14 protein-coding genes are annotated in these 16012 nt (G+C 71.0%); 3 read left to right on the top strand and 11 right to left on the bottom strand.

The window, feature by feature from the left end:
- Positions 1-159 precede the first annotated feature (159 nt).
- The gene (locus tag ABZU76_RS08755; RefSeq protein ID WP_354866544.1) at positions 160-768 is read right to left on the bottom strand and encodes a TetR/AcrR family transcriptional regulator; all 609 of its coding nucleotides are present in this window, start codon (positions 766-768) and stop codon (positions 160-162) included.
- A gap of 98 nt (positions 769-866) precedes the next feature.
- Here ABZU76_RS08755 and ABZU76_RS08760 point away from each other — a divergent pair, with 98 nt between their 5' ends.
- Entirely contained in the window at positions 867-1388 is a 522-nt protein-coding gene (locus ABZU76_RS08760; protein WP_354866546.1) for a DUF302 domain-containing protein, read from the top strand.
- Positions 1389-1427: 39 nt separating this feature from the next.
- Positions 1428-2891: an amidase family protein gene (locus tag ABZU76_RS08765; RefSeq protein ID WP_354866548.1), complete on the top strand. Its 1464-nt coding sequence runs from the start codon at positions 1428-1430 to the stop codon at positions 2889-2891.
- A gap of 22 nt (positions 2892-2913) precedes the next feature.
- Here the strand turns inward: ABZU76_RS08765 and ABZU76_RS08770 are convergent, their stop codons facing one another.
- Together ABZU76_RS08770 and ABZU76_RS08775 are read right to left on the bottom strand one after the other, a co-directional pair.
- Entirely contained in the window at positions 2914-4038 is a 1125-nt protein-coding gene (locus tag ABZU76_RS08770) for a cysteine synthase family protein (protein WP_354866550.1), read from the bottom strand.
- Between the two features lie 218 nt (positions 4039-4256).
- Positions 4257-5279 (bottom strand): hypothetical protein, encoded by a 1023-nt coding sequence (locus ABZU76_RS08775; RefSeq protein WP_354866552.1) that lies wholly within the window; start codon positions 5277-5279, stop codon positions 4257-4259.
- A 301-nt stretch (positions 5280-5580) separates the two neighbouring features.
- On the opposite strand from ABZU76_RS08775, the gene ABZU76_RS08780 reads away from it, so the two are divergent.
- Positions 5581-8439 (top strand): BTAD domain-containing putative transcriptional regulator, encoded by a 2859-nt coding sequence (locus ABZU76_RS08780; protein WP_354866554.1) that lies wholly within the window; start codon positions 5581-5583, stop codon positions 8437-8439.
- Here the strand turns inward: ABZU76_RS08780 and ABZU76_RS08785 are convergent.
- The 8 genes from ABZU76_RS08785 to mftE all read right to left on the bottom strand — a co-directional run bounded on the left by ABZU76_RS08785 (position 8420) and on the right by mftE (position 16012).
- The gene (locus tag ABZU76_RS08785) at positions 8420-9223 is read right to left on the bottom strand and encodes a carbohydrate ABC transporter permease (RefSeq protein ID WP_354866556.1); all 804 of its coding nucleotides are present in this window, start codon (positions 9221-9223) and stop codon (positions 8420-8422) included. The genes ABZU76_RS08780 and ABZU76_RS08785 overlap by 20 nt on opposite strands.
- Positions 9223-10038: a sugar ABC transporter permease gene (locus tag ABZU76_RS08790; RefSeq protein WP_354866558.1), complete on the bottom strand. Its 816-nt coding sequence runs from the start codon at positions 10036-10038 to the stop codon at positions 9223-9225. The genes ABZU76_RS08785 and ABZU76_RS08790 overlap by 1 nt, the downstream gene beginning before the upstream one ends.
- Positions 10038-11273, bottom strand: coding sequence for a sugar ABC transporter substrate-binding protein (locus tag ABZU76_RS08795; RefSeq protein ID WP_354866560.1), 1236 nt, complete (start codon positions 11271-11273; stop codon positions 10038-10040). Before ABZU76_RS08795 ends, ABZU76_RS08790 begins: the two co-directional genes overlap by 1 nt.
- Entirely contained in the window at positions 11270-11788 is a 519-nt protein-coding gene (locus ABZU76_RS08800) for an amidohydrolase family protein (RefSeq protein ID WP_354866562.1), read from the bottom strand. The genes ABZU76_RS08795 and ABZU76_RS08800 overlap by 4 nt, the downstream gene beginning before the upstream one ends.
- 150 nt (positions 11789-11938) lie before the next feature.
- The gene (mftD, locus tag ABZU76_RS08805; RefSeq protein ID WP_354866564.1) at positions 11939-13132 is read right to left on the bottom strand and encodes a pre-mycofactocin synthase MftD; all 1194 of its coding nucleotides are present in this window, start codon (positions 13130-13132) and stop codon (positions 11939-11941) included.
- Positions 13129-14550 carry a mycofactocin biosynthesis glycosyltransferase MftF gene (mftF, locus tag ABZU76_RS08810; RefSeq protein WP_354866566.1) on the bottom strand — a complete coding sequence of 474 codons (1422 nt, stop codon included), beginning with the start codon at positions 14548-14550 and terminating at the stop codon, positions 13129-13131. Before mftF ends, mftD begins: the two co-directional genes overlap by 4 nt.
- Positions 14547-15326: a mycofactocin-coupled SDR family oxidoreductase gene (locus ABZU76_RS08815; RefSeq protein WP_354866568.1), complete on the bottom strand. Its 780-nt coding sequence runs from the start codon at positions 15324-15326 to the stop codon at positions 14547-14549. The genes mftF and ABZU76_RS08815 overlap by 4 nt, the downstream gene beginning before the upstream one ends.
- A complete protein-coding gene (mftE, locus tag ABZU76_RS08820; protein WP_354866570.1) occupies positions 15323-16012 on the bottom strand; it encodes a mycofactocin biosynthesis peptidyl-dipeptidase MftE in 690 nt (229 codons plus the stop codon). The genes ABZU76_RS08815 and mftE overlap by 4 nt, the downstream gene beginning before the upstream one ends.

Raw genomic sequence — 16012 nt, forward strand, 5'->3', positions numbered from 1 at the left:
CGTTGGCCGGTCAAGGGAACGCGCGCGCGAACCGTTACCGGCGTCACTACGGGAAACTCCACCGAGAAGGGCCGCCACTCCGGCACCCTCACTGGAGAGCTGAGCGCCCGCGACGAGGAGTCGCGCATCGACCCGCGCACAGCCTGACCACCGCCGCTGTCAGGCGAGCCCGACCGCTTCGTCGATCAGTGTCCTGGCGAGGGCTTCGGCGTCTTCGAACGGGCGGGGGTCGTTGAGCGAGGTCGCCAGGGCGCGAGCGCCCTCGAACAGCACGGCGAGGCGCCGCCCCAGGGTTTCCGGGTCGGGGGCGCCCGCCTCGGTGGCTGTGGCGATCAGGCGCGCGGCCAGTTCCCGCTTGTGGCGCTCGACCACCGCCGCGGCTTCCGGCATCGTGCCGGCCGCTTCGACGGCGGTGTTGTGCAAGGGGCAGCCGCGCACGACCGTGGCCGAAGCCGGGCCGGCCGGGCGTTCGGCGAACAGCGCCAGGAGACGCTCGCGCGCGCTGAGGTCGGTGCGGCCCAGGGCGGTCTCGGCGAGGAAGTCGTCGTCGGACTCGATCGACTGCACGTAGGCGCTGACCAGCGCCTCTTTGCTCGGGAAGTGCTGGTAGAGCGTCCGGGTCGACACGTGCGCCACGTCGGTCAGCTTCGCGATGCCGGTGGCGTGGATGCCGTCGCTCGTGAACAGGTCGGTCGCCGCGCGCAGGATGCGCTCGCGCGCCCCGCGGCCGCCCTTGGGGGCGTTGACCGTCGCCTCGATTGATGCCATACCGCAAGTATAGCGATCGTTGTACTTCTCCGATGAAGCCTGCTACGGTCAAGTACAACGATCGATTTACTTCACTCCCGAAGAGGAGCCCGCAACCCATGTCCACACAGAACATCGCCTCGGTTTCCCACGAGGTCGTCCGGTGGTCGATCGACACCGGAACGTCCTTTGAGGACTTCCGGGATCGCTACGAAGCAGCCGTACCGATGCTGGACCTCGATCGAATGGCGCGGCACCGCGCCGAGCATGCGAGCTGGGAAACCGTGCTCGCCGCGGCGACGGAGAACGCGCCGCATGGCTTCATGCGGTTCTGGAGCACCGACGTCGGAGGGCTCATGCAGCTCGCGGGCAATGCGGGATCCTGCGCTGCTTATCTGATGGGAAACCACACCATCGCGGAACGCATGTACCGGCACGACCCCGCGGTGATGCTCCACGCCCCGCTGCGAACGACGATCCACCGGGATCGGCAAGGGGTCACGTTCTTCTCCCTCGACCAGCCCAGCACCCTGTTCGCGAGCTTCGGAATCCCGGAGATCGCGGACGTCGGACGGGAGCTGGACCGCAAGGTCGTCGATCTCCTCCGAGTGTTGGACGTTCCCGTTCTCCCGCAGATGTGACGAATGTCCGCTCAGGACCATTTCGATAGAGAGGTATTCATGCAGGACAAGGATATTGCCGTCGACAGCGTGCCGACGGCCGAGGAGACCGAGCTGGCCGGACTCGGAGTGGCGGCAGCGGCCGCCGCCATCCGGCAGGGCGACCTCACGTCCGAGTCGTACTCGGCCGCGCTTCTGCGAAACGCTCGGAAGTACTCGAACCTCAATTCGTTCATCACCGTGGATGAATCCGCCGTGCTGAGCGCGGCCGCGGAGGCGGACAAGGCCCGCGCCTCGGGTTCCAGCGCCCCGCTGCTCGGCGTCCCGCTCGGAGTGAAAGACAGCTACCTGACACGTGGTCTCCCCACGACGCTCGGGCTGGAAAGCCTGGGAAGTTTCACACCGCACGAAGACGCCGGGGTCGTGGGCGCGATCAAGGATGCCGGTGGCATCGTGTTCGGCAAGAACAACCTCGTCGAAATGTCCTTCGGGCTGACCGGGCACAACAGGCGCTACGGCCAGGTGAAGAACCCCTACGGCCACGACCGTGTTTCCGGCGGATCTTCGAGCGGCTCGGCAGCGGCCGTCGCGGCCCGGATCGTGCCCGCCGCGTTCGGGGGCGACACGGTCGGTTCGATCAGGGTGCCGGCGTCGCTGTGCGGCGTGGTGGGTTTCAAGCCGACCACGGGCCGATGGCCGCGCGGCGGGGTCGCCCCGATTTCACACACGCTCGACACGCCGGGCGTCTTCGCCCGCACCGTCGAGGACTGCGCGCTGATCGACCGAATCGTCACCGGGGAGGCAGGTAATCCCCCGTCCGATCGCGCCGATCTGAAAGGGGTGAGATTCGCTTACGCACCCAGCCACTACCTGCGGCTGATCGATCCGGAGACCGAAGCACAGTTCACGAGCGCACTGCACCGTCTGCGCGACGCCGGTGCCGAAGTCCGTGAAATCGATCTCGGCGACGACTTCTCCGCCCTGGCGGACCGGCTGACGTGGAACCTCTTCTTCCGCGAGGCGCACCAAGCCGTCTCCGAATTCCTCCTGCGCAACAACTTCCCGGTCTCCTTCGAGGACGTCTTCACCGAGCTCAAGCCGGGCCTCAAAGAAGTGTGGAGTCACCTGGTCTTGCCGAGCGGCCAAGGATTCCTCCCTGAGGACGCCTACGAAACCACACTTTCCGTCGACCGCCCGGAACTCCGGCGCCGGTTCGACGAGGTAGTCACCCGGAGCGGGTTCGACGCCCTGATCTTTCCCACGACGCCCTGCCCCGCACCGCTGATCGACGATCGGCCGCGGTTGACGATCGCGGGTGAGGAGGTGGACGAGCTGGTTCTCGCGAGGAACACCGTCCCCACCAGCGGGGCGGGGTTGCCGGGCATCAGCATCCCCCTCGGGCTGACCGGAAACGGCCTGCCTATCGGCATCGAGATCGACGGCGCCCACGGTCGTGACCGCGAGCTGCTCGACCTGGCCCGTCGGGCACAGGCCGTTTTCGGCACGGTGCCCGCACCCGCGTGAAGACGGCAGGAACAGCGCCACGCTACTCGGTGAAGAGATCACCGCTGAGGTACTTGAGTCCGGTGTCGACCGCGATGGTCACCACGCTGTGCCCGGGCCCGAGCTCCCGGGCTAGCTTGATCGCGCCCGACACGTTCACCGCGGATGAAGTGCCGGCGAAAAGGCCTTCACGCCTTGCCAGCCGCAACGCCAGACCGCGCGCCTCGTCTTCGTCGACGACCCTCGCCTCATCGAAGACCGCCGAGGTGAGCAACGGCGGAATCATGCCCGTACCGATCCCTTCGACCCGGTGCGGACCACCGTGTCCCGCCGTGAGCATGGGCGAGCTCGCCGGTTCGAGAGCGACAAACCGCGTGGGAAGGTGATCAGCGCGAAACGCGGCATTGACCCCGGCCATCATGCCGCCGGTCCCGACGCCGGCGCAGAACGCGTCGACGGTCACTCCCCCGGCTCGTGCCTGCTCGAGGATTTCACGGCCCATCCGCTCGTAGCCCGCCAGAGCGTGCGTGTTGCGGAACTGATCCGTCCAGAAGGCGCCCTCTCGCGCGACGATGCGGTCAACCTCCTCACGCATCCGGTCGAACAGCGAAGGCGTGATCCGCCCACCCTCGCTCGGGACCACGGTCAGGTCGGCGCCGAACGCACTCATGGTGCTCAGCTTCTCCGGCGCGAAGGCATCCGAAGTCACAATGGACAGCGGATACCCTTTGACCGCACAAATGAACGCCAGGGAAGAGCCCGTGCTGCCGCCGGTGTACTCCACAACCCGCCGGCCGCGCTGAAGCACACCGGCGCGCTCGGCTCCTTCGATCATGGCGAGTGCCATCCGGTCCTTGTAACTTCCCGTGGGATTCCCACCTTCGAGCTTCACCAGAACCTGTGCCGCCTCGCCGGGCACGACGTGGGTCAGCCGCACCAGAGGGGTTCCTCCGATGGCGTCGAGCACTGACGAAGCGATCCCTGCTCGCATCATCGAACCCCTCTCCCGCCGTGCTCGCGCGCAGCGCGGGCTGTGCCCTCCGAGTGAACGCAGATCGTGGCGATCACCGAAACACGGCTCGGCCCTGAAGTCCACCACCGCCTCTTCACTCACCCCACCGTCGCGATCGGACGGCTGGGCCGCGGTGTCGCCGGCGGACCGGGTCATGACCGGGGAAGCTCGCTGAAAGGCCCGGCCCCCGACGTGCGGGTCGCGGGGCAGACCAATCGGCCGTCACGGTAGTTGCCCGAGGCCTGGGCGGAGGCCGCAACGGCGAACGGCACACCCACTACACGCGTTCCACAGGAAATTTCCGAAAGAAATACCCGCGAAAACGACGGTGGGGCCCGAGAAAATCCTCGGGCCCCACCGTCGTCAGGGTCGGATCAGCTCGGCACCACGAAGAGGTGGGTCATCGCCGAGGTGTGGTTGGGCGTCGATCCGTTCACGCCGGTCTCGTCGGTGAGGCCGGGGGCCGCGCCGCCGACGGTGCCGGGGTTGCCGCCGAGGTGGGTGGTCGTCACCTTGGCGCTGAGCTGCGTGCAGCCGGGGTTCACGGGCACCTTGGTGTAGAGCGGGATGGCGGCGTGGTTGACGCCCCGCACCACGGTTTCCTCGGTCTGGGCCACGGGCGCGTTCGCGCAGTCCGGGCCGCCGGAGGTGGTGACGGTGAGGGTGAAGCGGGCGGTGGAGTAGTGGATCGTGCTGTCCGGGGTCGCTTCGGGGCCGCGGTGGTACTCGACGTCCGCGATGACGGCGAGGTTCTGGTAGCCCGCGGGCATCGTCGCGTTGACGATCGGGGCGACCGTGCTCGTGGTGACGGGCAGGTTCCCGACCGGCAGTGACCGCTGCATCGCGGTGCCGTTCACGTCCCCGCCGACCGCGGTCGAGGCGAACCGCAGGGTTCCCGCCACGGTCTCCTGGGCCACCGACGGCGAGGTCGAGGCGGTCCGCAGGTACAGCGCGCAGTTCAGCGCGCCGGTCTTCGTCGCGGTGACGAGGAACCGGTTGACGATCGTGATGTCGCGCAGCGCCGGGTTGGGGTTGGTGGCGGGGAGGACGTTCTCCCCCATCACGACGTTCGAAGCGCCCGCGCCCGAGCAGCGGATCTCGTTGTCGATGAGGTTCGCCTGGTCGGCGTTCCAGGCGCGCAGCTCCGAGTAGACGTAGGCGGTCGCGCCGGCGCCGATCTGCGTGCTGATGGTGGCCTGGGGCACGACCTTCTGAGTCGGCTTCTCGGGCGGGTTCGCCTGCAGGTCGGGTGCGTGGGGCACGCCGGTGATGACGGTCGGGCCGAAGTCCTGGCTGGTCGCGGCGGGAGCGGCGACCGCCGGGGCGGCACCGAGCCCGGTCAGGGCCACGGCCACGACGGCGGCGGCGTACCGGGTCCGCTGTGCACGGTTTCTCATGCGTTCCTCCGAGGCCAAGGCCGTGGCCGTCCCGGTTGCCAGACGCGGTGCGGGTGGCGGACCGTCCCCCTCGTCGACGGCCCACCACCCGCACCGGAACCACTGGTCACGGAGAGCCGGCACGAGGTGGCCGCATTCGTGAACCCCGAGGAATCTAGGCCGCCGCCCCTACACAGTCCCTACACGTCGCCTACAGCACGCCCCCGACGGCGAGCGCTGAGGGTACGATCTCTGCTACGCTGCGTTGTCGTTTGCTCAGCTTGGGCGGGGAGCTGTGGGGGACACCGCGAGATTCGGGATCTTGGGCCCGCTGCGCGTGACGAACGCCGGCCGGCCGTTGAAGTCCGCGGGACCGCGGCAGCGGGCGCTGCTCGCCGCGCTGCTGGTGCGTACCCGTCAACCGGTCGGGCTCAGTGGCCTGGTCGAGGCGATGTGGGGCGAATGCCCGCCGAACTCGGCCGTCGCGAACGTGCACACCTACGTGAGCCGGCTGCGGCGCGACCTCGCCGAGATCGGTCTTCGAGACCTGCTGGTCACCGACAGTGGCGGGTACCGGTTGCTCGTCGAGCACGACCGGCTGGACAGCCACCTTTTCCAGACCGCGGCCGAGGAAGCGCGCACGGCGCTGGCCTCCGGGGACACCGTGAAGGCGGTGGCCGTCTGGGAGGATGCGTGGACGGCGTGGCGCGGCGACCCGCTGGAGGACGTCCCCTGCGCCGGGTGGCTGGAAGCCGAGAAGGTGCGGCTCGAGCAGACGGCCGCCGCGGCCCGCGAGGACTCCGCCGACGCGCGGCTGGCGGCCGGCCAGCACAGCACCCTCATCCCCGAGCTGGCGGCCCAAGTGCGGCAGCTGCCGTTGCGGGAGGGTTTGTGGCAGCGGTTGATGCTCGCGCAGCACCGTGCGGGCCGTCGCGCCGAAGCCCTGGAGACGTATCACGCGCTGCGCGGGGTGCTCGTCCAAGCGCTTGGCGTCGAACCGTGCGGCCCGGTCCAGGAACTCCACCAGGTGATCCTCAGTGGTGAGCCGTCGGAGGGCGAGGCCGTGCGGCCGATGCAGCTGCCACCCGACATCGACGACTTCACCGGGCGGGACGCCGAAACGGCCGAACTGCGCAGCCTGCTGACCCGGCCGTCGAGGTCGGCGGTGGCGGCCATCACCGGCAAGGCGGGCGTCGGCAAGACGGCACTGGCGATCCGGGTGGCGCACGAGGTCGGCGAGCACTTCGCCGGCGGCCAGCTCTACGTCCGTCTGGGCGGCGCCGGATCGGCGCCGCAGGAGCCGGCGACCGTGCTCGCGAACCTGCTCGTCGCGTTCGGCGTGCATCCGCACGCGGTGCCGGAGGACTTCGAGGCCCGCGCCGCGCTGTACCGGTCCCAGCTTGCCGCCCGGCAGGTGCTGATCGTGCTGGACGACGTCACGAGCATGGGGCAGGTCCGTCCACTGCTGCCGGGTTCGGCCGGGTCCGCCGTGCTCGTCACGAGCCGCGTGCAGCTGGTGGGCGCGCGCACGGTGCACGTCGACGTGCTCGGTCCCGAGGACTCCGTGCGGCTGCTGTCGTCGATCGCCGGTGCGGCGCGGATGACCGCGGAGCCCGACGCCGCGGCCGCGGTCGCCCGCTACTGCGGCAACCTCCCGCTGGCCCTGCGCATCGCCGCGTCCCGGCTGGCCCGCCGCGGCCAGTGGACGGTCGGGCGGCTGGCGGGCCGGCTGGCCGACGAGGGCACCCGGCTCAACGAGCTGCGCATCGACGACCTCGAAGCGCGCGCCAGCCTGGCGTGGAGCTACGACGGGCTGGACGAGCGGCAGCAGCAGGCGTTCCGCTTGCTGGGCCTGCTCGAGGTCCCCGACTTCCCCGCCTGGGTGGTCGCCGCGCTGCTGGAGGTGGACCTGGCGGCGGCCGAAGACATCATCGACAGCCTCGCCGACGTGCACCTGGTGGAGCTCGCCGGCACCGACCCGGCCGGGCAGGGCCGCTACCGCTTCCACGATCTGCTGCGGGTGTTCGCCCGCGAACGCGCGAACGCCGTCGACTCGCCCGCCGACCGGACCGCGGCGCTGCGCCGGGCGTTCGGTGCCTGGCTGGACCGGGCCGTGCGCGCGGAGGCTGGCCTGCCGTGCCGCTTCCTCAAGGTACGCCTGGCTTCCGGGCAACCGGCTTCCGCCGAGGAGTTCACGGCCGATCCCCTCGCCTGGCTGGACGCCGAGCGGGACGCCCTCGTCGCGGTGGTCGAACAGGCCCTCGCCCTGGACATGACGACGCTGGCGTGCGACATCGCCTGCGCCCTGACCACCTTGTTCGACCTGCGCAGCCGCTACGACCTGTGGCGGCACACCCACGAGCTCGCGCTGGCGGCGGCCGTGGCCACCGGGGCGCGGCGCAGCCGGGCGATCCTGCACCAGGGCCTCGGCGCGCTGGCGTTCTACCGCGATCGCTACGGCGAGGCCAGCGAGCACTTCGCGCAGGCGCGGGGAATCTTCGCCGGGATCGGCGAGGTCCGGGGCCGCGCCTACTCGAACCTCGGCCTCGGCAGCGTGCACCTCTACCACGGCGAGCACGACGAGGCCGCGGCCGAGCTGGGACAGGCGCGGAACACCTTCGACCGGTGCGCGGACGCCAGTGGCGGGGCCTTCGCCCTGCAGGCGCTGAGCATCGTCCACCGCAACCGCGGAAACCTCGGGGAAGCCGCGGAGTGCCTCGACCGCGCGCTGACGACGTTCCGCGGCCTGGGCAGCCGCTACGGGCAGGCCTGCGCGTTGTTCAGCCTCGGGCTGCACCACCAGGCCCGGGGCGACCGCGAGTCGACCGAACGCGCGCTGGTCGAAGCCGTCGAGCTGTTCCGCGCGGCCTCCTGCCCGCGTGACGAAGCGCTGGCCCTGCACGTGCTGGCCGCCACCTGCGCCGCGCACGGAGACGCGGATCGGGCGTCGAAGCTCATGTCCCAGTCGCTGACGGTCTTCTCACCGGAAGACGAGAGCGCCGGCAAGGCCTGTTCGCTCTACAGCCTCGGCTGGGTGGCACACCGCAACCAGCGCCTCGACGAGGCCGCCGCCTGTTTCGACGAGGCCTCGCGGCTGTTCGAACGGCTCAGCATGCCGCTGCACAACGCCCGGGCCCTCTCCGCGCTGAGCGACCTGGGGCTCAGCCTCCCGGGCCGGTGAAGCTGATCGTCTTGGTCAGGTGCCGCTGCAGCACCACGAAGACGAGCAGGCACGGCAGCCCGGTGATCGTGGCGGCGGACATCAGCTCGGCGGCAGTCAGGTTCCCCGAATCCAAAGTGGACAGTCCGACCGTCAGGGTGCGCATCGAGTCGGAGCGCGCGATCACCAGCGGCCACAGGAAGTCGTTCCAGTGCCACAGGAACACGAACACCGCGAGCGTGGCGAGCACCGGACGGCACAGCGGCAGCACGATGCTCAGGTACACCCGCCAGTCCCCCGCGCCGTCGACCCGCGCGGCGTCGAAGACCTCGTCGGGCAGGGCGCGGATGAACTGCCGCAGCAGAAGCACGGCCTGGGCGTTGGCGAGCGTCGGGACGATCAGGCCCCAGTAGGTGTCCGACCAGCCGAGCTGGGCGATCACCACCAGCGACGGCATCAGCAGCGCCTGGAACGGCACCATCATCGTGGACAGCATCGACCACAACAGCACGTCGCGGCCGGCGAAGCGTTTCCGGGCGAACACGTACGCGGCCATCGACGACGAGAGCAGCACGGCCACCACGGACACCACCGAGTAGACCACCGTGTTGACCGTCCAGCGCAGGAAACTCTCGGTCGAGAGCACCTCGGCGAAGTTTTCCAGGGTGAGCGAGGTGGGCAGCCGGTACGGGATCGTGGGCGCGTTTCCCGGCGAAAGAGCGACGACCAGCATGACCACGAACGGGCCTACCGCCACCAAGGAGGACAAGGTCAGCAGGACAGCCGGCCACGCACCGCGGCGCATCACGGGTTCCGCTCGAAAGCCCGGCGCTGAGTCAGGGACACCAGCAGCACGATGGCCCACAGCCCCACCCCGATCGCGGCGGCACCACCGACGTCGAAGTACCGGAAACCGTAGTCGTACACCGCGTACGCGAGCGTGTAGCTGGCCCGCACCGGGCCGCCGCCTGTCATCACGTACACGGTGTCGAAGACCTGGAAGGCGGCCATGGTCTCCACCACGACGACGAAGAACACCGCCGGCCGCAGCGCGGGCAGCAGCACGTGGCGGAAGCGTTGCCACGCGCTCGCGCCGTCCACCTTCGCCGCCTCCAGGCAGTCGGCGGGGACGTTCCTGATGCCGGCGAAGAGCACGAGCATCGCGTAGCCGAAGCCTTTCCAGACGCCGATCACGGCCAGCGTGGGCAGGACCAGCGACGGGTGCTGCAGGAACCCGGTGGGTTCGAGCACCCACCGCCAGACGACGCCGCTCAGCACCAGGCTGGTGGCGTAGGGCGCGAACAGTGCCGCGCGGAACAGGCCGCGGCCCCACGGCACCGCGTGCAGCAGCACCGCGGTGCCCAGCGCCACCGCGACGGTGAGCGGCACGTAGACGGCGACGTAGCCGAGCGTGGTGCGCAGGCTGCTCAGGAAGATCTCGTCGTGGGCGAGGCTCCGGTAGTTCGCCGCGCCGACGAACCGCGAACCGCCTCCCGGGTGGTAGTCGGACACGCTCAGGCCCACCGCACCCAGCATCGGCAGGAACCGGAACAGGGCGAACAGCACCAGCACAGGGAGCAGGAAGACGAGCACCGTCAACGGCTCCCGCAACCGCGCCATCAACCGCCGCCGAGCAACGAGTCGACCTCCTCGGCGGCGTCGGTGAGTGCCGCCTCCGGGGTTTTGTCGCCGAGCAACGCGGCCTGCAGGTGTGGTGCCAGCAGGCCCATCACTTTGCGGGCCTGCGGATGGGCGTCGCCGGCCGAGGTGAACGGCAGCGCCCGGGCGAAGCTCTTGTGCACGTCGTCGCTCGACGGTGGCGACGAGTCCGGCCAGGGCGTGAAGAAGCCGGAGTCGGCGCAGAGCTCACCGACCAGCGTCGGAGACGTCAGGTAGGCGAGCAGTTCCCGTGCCTCGACCGGCTTCTTCGTTCCCCGCAGCAACGACAACGCCCCGGGCGTCCCGAACGTCACCTGGCTCCGGTTCCGCAGCGGCGCGCCGATGGCGGTGTTCCGGGCACCGATCGCGGCGATGACGTTGCGGGCCGCGGCCTCCGTCATGACGGGCGACATCGCGGCCCGGCCGGTGGCCATGGCGTCGTCGGCCAAGCCGCTGCGCTTGGTCGCCACGTCCTCCGGCAGGCCGTTCGCGGCTTCGAGGTCGACCAGGAACCGCAGCGCCGACACCCCTTCCGCGCCCGCGAACGCGCTTTTCGTGCCGTCGGCGGTGAACACGTGGCCGCCCGCCTGCCACAACAGCGGGTAGAAGGTGAGGTTCAGCGAATCCTCGGTGGAACCCGAGTAGTCGACGATCGGAATGCCCCGCGCGGCGAGCTTCGGCGCGTCCGCCTCGACCTCGTCCCAGGTCCGCGGGAGCTGGGTGATTCCGGCGTCCGCGAACAGCTTCCGGTTGTACACAGTGGTCGTCACGGTCCGGTACAGCGGCACGCCGTAGGACTGCCCGTCCATCCGCAGCGCGTCGAGCACCTGAGGCGAGTACGCAGGTGCGCCGCCGGCGAGTACGTCGTCGACCGGTTGCAGCGCCTTCTCGGCGACGTACTGGGGAATCATGTCCGACTGCAGCAGGACGACGTCGGGGCCGTCGCCGGCCATGAGCGCGGCGCCGAGCTTCTCCTCCCGGCCTGCCCAGGGCTGCAGCTCGAGGTCGAGGTCGACGCCGTACTCGCGTTCGAAGCCGGTCGCGACCTTCTGCCAGAAGGCCCGGCTCTGCGCCTGGTCCTCGATGACGGGGTACATCCACAGCGTCACCGCGTCGCCGCTTCCCTTCCCGCACGCAGCAAGAGAAGCCGCGGTCAGCATGAGCACCGCCGCTGCTTTCGCAGGGTGGGGTCTCATGCGGTCGGGTCCGTTGCGGCCTCGAGGCCGAACAGGCCCACGGCGTTGCGCCACATCACGTGGTCGTATTCGTCGTCCGTGAGGTCGGCCTCCAGCACGTCCACCAGACCCAGCACGGTCTCGTCCCACGGGTGGACCAGCACCGGCAGCCCCGCCTCGGCGGCCAGCCTCAGCGCGTCGCGGACCGCCGCCGACATCAGCGGCCGGCCCCGGTAGGTCGTGTGCACCTTGACCCCGACGAACCGGCCCGTGGGCCGGTACCTCTCCAGCTCGCGCGCCGCGACGGCGAGATCGTTGGGGTTCACCACGACGTAGCCGAGCAGGCGCGGCTGCGTTTCGAGGACCTCCGCCAGCCAGCTGTTGCCGGACACCATGTCGTAGGTGACCGCCTCCGAGGCGGAGACGACCTGCCGCTCGATGCCGTAGCGGTCCATCAACGCGAGGTTCAGCTCGACGCTCCCCACTTCCGTGCTGAAGAACCACGGTCCGGCGTGGCCGTGGACATCGATGATCATGCCGGGTCCGCCAGCCGGTCGTAGGCGGCCTGCTGTTCCCAGGTGGCTCCCTTGTCCTAGAAGGAATCCGGGGTCCGGTTGACAATCGCCATGGTGAGGAACTCCTCGCCCGTGAACTCGTGCCGTCCCAGCCGGATCCCCGGCGCGCGGTCAGCGAGCGGTGGCGCGGACATCGGAACCCAGCGCGTGGAGGAACCCGTCCGGCACCACGACGTCTTCTCGGCTCAGGTCGTGGACCGAGCGGTGGCCGAGGGCGAGGAGGGTGGAGTCGATGCCATTGCGCAGGACGTCGAGCACGTTCTCGACGCCGGCTTGGCCGTTCGCGGCGAGGCCCAAGAGGTAGGCGCGGCCAATGAGCACTGCGCGGGCGCCGAGGGCGAGGGCCTTGACGACGTCGCTGCCGCGGCGAATGCCGCCGTCGAGCAGGACTTCCACGTCGGAGCCGACGGCGTCGGCGATCGCGGGCAGGGCGCGGATGGTGGCGGGGGTGCCGTCGAGGTTGTTGCCGCCGTGGTTGGACACGGAGATGGCGCTGACGCCGGCGTCGACGGCGCGGCGGGCCTCGTCGACGCGGATGACGCCCTTGACCAGGAACGGGCCGTCCCACTGCTCGCGCAGCCAGCGCACGTCGTCCCACGTGGGCGGGGTGGTCTGCATCCACTGGCCGTACGCGCCGAAGAAGGTGGGCGCGGTGCCGCCGGGCGGGGTCATGTTGGGCACGGACAGGTCGGGCAGCCGGCGGGTGCGGGCGTAGCTGTAGAGCCAGCGCGGGTGCCGCAGGCTTTCCGGCGCGAACCGGAACAGCTCGCGCGGGGTGAGCTTGTCGGGGATGTGCGGGCTGCCCCAGTCGCGGCTGTGGGAGAACGACCAGTCGAGGGTGAGGATGATGCCCACAGCTCCGGCCTCGCGGGCGCGGTCGAGCCGTTGGAGGATGTCGTCGCGCGTGCCCGTCCAGTAGACCTGGAAGTAAGTGTTCGGGTTGGCGGCGATGACCTCCTCGATCGGCTTGCTGCCGAACGACGACAGGCCCATCGACGTGCCGCGCGCGGCGGCGGCGCGGGCGACCGCGACCTCACCGTCGGGGTGGACCGCCTGCACGCCGGTGGGCGAGATCAGCACCGGCAGGGCGACGTCGCGGCCGAGCACGGTCGTGGCGAGCTCGCGCTGGGCGGAGTGCCCGGCGGTGCGCGGGGCGAAACGCAGTTCGTCGAACGCGCCGAGGTTGTCGGCGAGGGTGAGACCTTTTTCGGACCCGGCGAGGAGTGCCGAGTAGACGGAGCCGGGCAGGCGTTTTTTGGCCCTGCGCTGGGCTTCGGCGACGGATTCGAACCAGGTGCTGCTCATCGGTTTTCCTTGCGGTCGATGCGGAGAGGACGCCACGCGACGCGGGGACGCAGGGGCGCGTCCGTGCGGTGGGTGAGGCAGCCGGCCCAGACGCCGGCGCCGTAGGCGAGGTCGTCGGCGACCGCGGCGGCGCTGTAGCGCACCGGGTCGAGGTCAGGCCGGCGGGTGAGCCACCCGGCGAGCGGCGGGCCCAGCAGCAGGGACGCGGCGGCGAGCCGGTTTCGACCACCGGCGACGAGCAGCGCGGCGAGTGCCGGGGCGGCGAACTGGGTGGTGTAGCGGCCGGCGCCGAGCCAGGTCTGGTGGACGGCGGTGGCCATCGCGCGGGTGACGCCGTCGGTGGGAATGTCGCCCTGCTGAAGGGTTTTGCGCATGCTCAGCACCGCCCCGGCGAATCCGGCGGCGGCGACGAGTGGCTTCCTGGCGAGGAGGCCGGCGACCGTCAGTGTCGGCCAGGGGTGCAGGACGAGCGGTGCCATCGCGTCGGGGTGCCGTTGGGTCAGCGGTGCGGCCGACGTGCCGTAGCGGAAGCGACGGGACAGCAGTCCACGCCAGGTGGTGGGTTCTTCGTGATCGACGAGAACGGACGGGTCGTAGCGCACGCGCAGGCCGGCGGCGTGCAGGCGCCAGACCAGGTCGACGTCCTCGCCGACCCGCATCGCCGGGTCGAAAACCGCCCCGCCCTGGGCCACCGCCTCGAGGGCGGAGCGGCGGGCCACGAGTGCGGCGGTCGGGACGTAGGACACCCGGGTCCCCGGCGCGACGCGCGCCTGCTGGTCGCCGAGGTCGAGGCTGCCGGCGGCGCGGGTGTAGCGGCCGGCCGTGGTGCCGGGCGCGAGCGGGCGGATCCGCGGCGCCACCGCGGCGAGCAGCGGGTCCGCTAAGTGGGCGGCGAGCCGGTCTGTCCATTCAGGACGGGGGACGCAGTCGCTGTCGAGGAAGGCGACGAGCTCGGTGGTGACGTGGTCGAGCGCGGTGTTGCGCGCGGCGGCGGGACCGCCGTTGGTGTCGCGGCGCACCAGCTTCGCCCCGTGCGCGGCTGCCACAGCGGCGATCGCGGCCGGGTCGGCGGAGGCGTCGTCGACGACCAGGACGGGGTGGGCTCCGTCGAGCCCGGCCAGGCACCGAGCGAGCTCGTCCGCGCGGTCGTGCACCGGGACGACAATGGTGAGGTCCGGCGGGTTCCGTGGAGGTGGCGGCACGGGGTGCGCGAGGCCGGCGTCGGTGAACCGGCGCGCCAGTGCACCGGTCGCCGGTGAGTCGACCGGGCCGTTTTCGAGGGTGCGCCACGCTTTCTGCCCGGCGGCGGTCAGGCGCAGCACGCGGGCCGGGGAGCCGCCGAACCACAGGGCGTCGGTGAGCTGCTTGGTGCCGGGATCGAGGACGACACGGAAGCCGTGCGGCAAAGGCTCAGTCACAGGGCCAAACCTCCGTCGACCGGTACGACCGAGCCCGTCATCCCGCTGCTGTCCGGACCGGCGAGGAACGCCAGCACCGCGGCGACTTCGTCCGGGTCCAGCAGCCGGTCCATCGGCTGCTGAGTGGCGAACGCGGCGGCCGCGGGCAGGTCGTAGAGCCGGGCGCTTTCGGCCAGGATCGGGGTGTCGGTGGAGCCCGGGCTGACGGCGTTGGCGGTCACCCCGGTGCCGCCCAGTTCCACGCCGAGCGCGCGGACGAGCCCGGCGACACCGGCTTTGGCGGCGCAGTACGCCGCGAGCATGGGCAGCCCCCGCGTCGCCGCGGCGGAGGCCACGGCCAGGAACCGGCCCGAGCGCGGCGCCGGGCGGCGCAGCAACGCCGGGATTGCGGCGCGTGCGAGGTTCACGACGCCCCGGAGGTCGATGTCGAGCACCGCGTCTTCCTGCTCCTCCGGGACTTCCCACAGCGGAACGCCACCGGCGATCACGCCCGCCGCCGCGATGGCCGCGTCGAGGCCGCCCCAGCGTTCTTCGGCTTCGGCGACGGCGGTGGCCAGCGCGGCGCGGTCACGGACGTCCAAGACGCGCGCCACGACGTTCGGATGTTCGGCCACAGTGGACAGTTCGGCGAGAGTGCCCATCCCGTAGGGCAAAGCCGGATCGTCGGCGGCGAGGTCGACGGCCAGAACGGCCCAGCCGTCCGAAGCCAGCCGCCGGGTGGTCGCCGCGCCGATGCCGCGCGCGGCGCCGGTCACGAGGGCGACGCGGGGGCTCACGAGGCCACCACCGGAAGCCAGGCCTCGACGTGCGCGAGGAGCTGAGCGGTCAACGTATCCAGCAGCGCGTGACCTTCGGCCGCCGTGGCTCGGGTCGGGTCGCCGAGGACGCCGGTGTCCGTGACGGCCCGCACGCCCCCGGATCGCAGCAGCGGCAGCACTTCACTCAACGAACGCCGGTCCCCCGCCACGGCCCGCTCCATGCGCACCGCGGCCGGCCGCAAGACGAGCTGCAGAGCGGTCTCCGGAGCACCGGCGTGGGGCTCGCCGCTCCAGCGGGGCTGGAAGACGGAGACGTCGCGGGATTCCGACCTGAGCGTCGCGACGGCGCGGGCGACCGGTTCCGCGTTGCCGCCGTGCGCGGACACGAACAGCACCCGGCCGAACGTCTCCGTGGCCGACCGGCCCAGTTCGACCAGGAGTAGCTCGGTCGCGGCCTGCCCGATGGACAGCGTGCCCGCGAAACCGGCGTGTTCGCCGCTGGAGCCGTACGCGACCGCGGGCGCGATCAGGACCTCGCGCCGCGCCGCCGCGAGCGCCTCGCACAGCGCGAGGGCGATGTCGGTATCGGTCGACAGCGGCAGGTGGGGACCGTGCTGCTCGGTCGCGCCGATCGGCACCGCGAGGACGGCGCCCGCCGCGGCGCGCCGCGCGACCTCCGGGAACGGCAAGTCGGACAGGTGCAT

The organism is Amycolatopsis sp. NPDC005232 (assembly GCF_040607795.1).
Lineage (GTDB): Bacteria > Actinomycetota > Actinomycetes > Mycobacteriales > Pseudonocardiaceae > Amycolatopsis.

Excerpts from the sequence above, each read along its gene's own strand:
- mftE (WP_354866570.1), bottom strand. The coding sequence starts at position 16,012 with ATGCACCTGTCCGACTTGCCGTTCCCGGAGGTCGCGCGGCGCGCCGCG.
- ABZU76_RS08785 (WP_354866556.1), bottom strand. The coding sequence starts at position 9,223 with ATGCGCCGCGGTGCGTGGCCGGCTGTCCTGCTGACCTTGTCCTCCTTG.
- ABZU76_RS08760 (WP_354866546.1), top strand. The coding sequence starts at position 867 with ATGTCCACACAGAACATCGCCTCGGTTTCCCACGAGGTCGTCCGGTGG.
- ABZU76_RS08775 (WP_354866552.1), bottom strand. The coding sequence starts at position 5,279 with ATGAGAAACCGTGCACAGCGGACCCGGTACGCCGCCGCCGTCGTGGCC.
- ABZU76_RS08755 (WP_354866544.1), bottom strand. The coding sequence starts at position 768 with ATGGCATCAATCGAGGCGACGGTCAACGCCCCCAAGGGCGGCCGCGGG.
- ABZU76_RS08770 (WP_354866550.1), bottom strand. The coding sequence starts at position 4,038 with ATGACCCGGTCCGCCGGCGACACCGCGGCCCAGCCGTCCGATCGCGAC.
- ABZU76_RS08800 (WP_354866562.1), bottom strand. The coding sequence starts at position 11,788 with ATGATCATCGATGTCCACGGCCACGCCGGACCGTGGTTCTTCAGCACG.
- mftD (WP_354866564.1), bottom strand. The coding sequence starts at position 13,132 with ATGAGCAGCACCTGGTTCGAATCCGTCGCCGAAGCCCAGCGCAGGGCC.
- ABZU76_RS08795 (WP_354866560.1), bottom strand. The coding sequence starts at position 11,273 with ATGAGACCCCACCCTGCGAAAGCAGCGGCGGTGCTCATGCTGACCGCG.
- ABZU76_RS08765 (WP_354866548.1), top strand. The coding sequence starts at position 1,428 with ATGCAGGACAAGGATATTGCCGTCGACAGCGTGCCGACGGCCGAGGAG.
- ABZU76_RS08790 (WP_354866558.1), bottom strand. The coding sequence starts at position 10,038 with ATGGCGCGGTTGCGGGAGCCGTTGACGGTGCTCGTCTTCCTGCTCCCT.